Origin of the sequence: Clavibacter sp. MX14-G9D (genome assembly GCF_032917815.1) — a bacterium.
Lineage (GTDB): Bacteria > Actinomycetota > Actinomycetes > Actinomycetales > Microbacteriaceae > Clavibacter > Clavibacter michiganensis_K.
Genome location: NZ_JAVCVL010000363.1, coordinates 1 through 1,394, shown reverse-complemented (window position 1 = coordinate 1,394; position 1,394 = coordinate 1). Strand labels below are relative to the sequence as shown.

Below are 1,394 nucleotides of genomic sequence, written 5' to 3'. Positions count from 1 at the left end.
GTCGGCGACGCCACGGTCGACTCCATCACGCCCCCCGCGGACGCCGGCGGAGCGGACGGCCCGGGTCCCGACGGCCGCCCGGCGGATGCCGAGGGCTGGGCCGCCGCCTCGGCCGCGCCCGCGCTCCGCCGCGGGCACATGTCCGGCACCGACATCGACGAGGCCGTCGCGCGCTACGCCGCCCTGTACCCGGGCACCGAGTTCCGCGCCGCGAAGGGCGCGGGCGACTTCGCCTACCGGTACTCGTTCGTCGGCGACGAGAACGTGACGCTCCGCTCCTCCGCGTTCCCCGCGGAGCACTGGGGCCGGCTCCCGGCGCTCCCGGACTACGTCGTCGCCTGGTGGCGCGAAGGGTCCGGCGCCGTCGACATCGGCTCGCACGAGGTGCGGTCGAGCGGGTCGCGTCCGTTCCTCCTCCCCTCCGGCCGCTCGTTCACCTTCCGCTGCGAGCCCGGGGTGCAGAACCTCGTGCACGTCGACGCGGCCTTCCTCGAGGAGACCGCCGCGGAGCTGCACGAGGGCCGATCCCGCCCGCTGGTGTTCGACCACGCGCGCGCGCCGAGCCCCGAGCAGGCGGCCTCCTGGCGCCACGCCGTCGGTGAGGCCAGCCCGGTGCTGCAGGACGCCGCCTCGAGCCCGCTGCTGCGGATGCAGGCCGCCCTCCGGGTCGCCCGCGCCACCCTGCAGCTGTTCCCGTGGCACGACGTCCCGTTCAGCGCGGAGATGCGCGCGCCGCGCATGAGCGCCGTGCGCACCGCGATCGAGTACCTGCACCACCACGCCGACCGGCCCATCACCCCGGCGGACGCGGCGCGCGCCGCGGGGATCAGCACGCGCGTGCTGCAGCTCGCCGTGCGCCGCTACGAGGACACGACCCCGAGCGCCCTGCTCCGCGGGATCCGGCTCGACCGCGTGCGCGCCGAGCTCCGTGACGCCTCCCCCACCACGACCACCGTGCGGGCCGTCGCCGAGCAGTGGGGCTTCGGCCACCTCGGCCGGTTCGCGGCCTCCTACGCGGAGCGGTTCGGCGAGCTGCCGAGCGCGACGCTGCGCGGCTGACGAGCGTCACGCGCTATCCGCTCATGGCCCGATCCGTGTCCGTGAGGCGAAGCGCGGAGCGGCGTCCCTGGGAGTCGCCTGAACCGCGTGCCGAACCGCCCGGTCCATGCGTCTGAATGACGAGGCGGGATCGCGAGGAACCCTCCGAACCGCCCCACGCAGCAGCACCACCACGATCCACCCACCACGAGAGAGAGACACCATGTCGAGCATCACCCCCACCTCCTCCGGCCTCACCGGCACCGGCACCACCGGCGGCAGGAACACGATCGCCGACGGCGTCGTCGAGAAGGTCGCCGGCATCGCGGCCCGCCAGGTCCCCGGCGTCCACGACC

At 75.4% G+C, this 1,394-nt stretch carries 1 protein-coding gene; it reads left to right on the top strand.

Annotation, left to right across the window (positions count from 1 at the left end; all coding sequences use genetic code 11):
- The coding region (locus Q6969_RS15650) for an AraC family transcriptional regulator (protein ID WP_317231266.1) at window positions 1-1,059 on the top strand (1,059 nt) is incomplete at its 5' end.
- Between the last annotated feature and the right edge of the window lie 335 nt (window positions 1,060-1,394).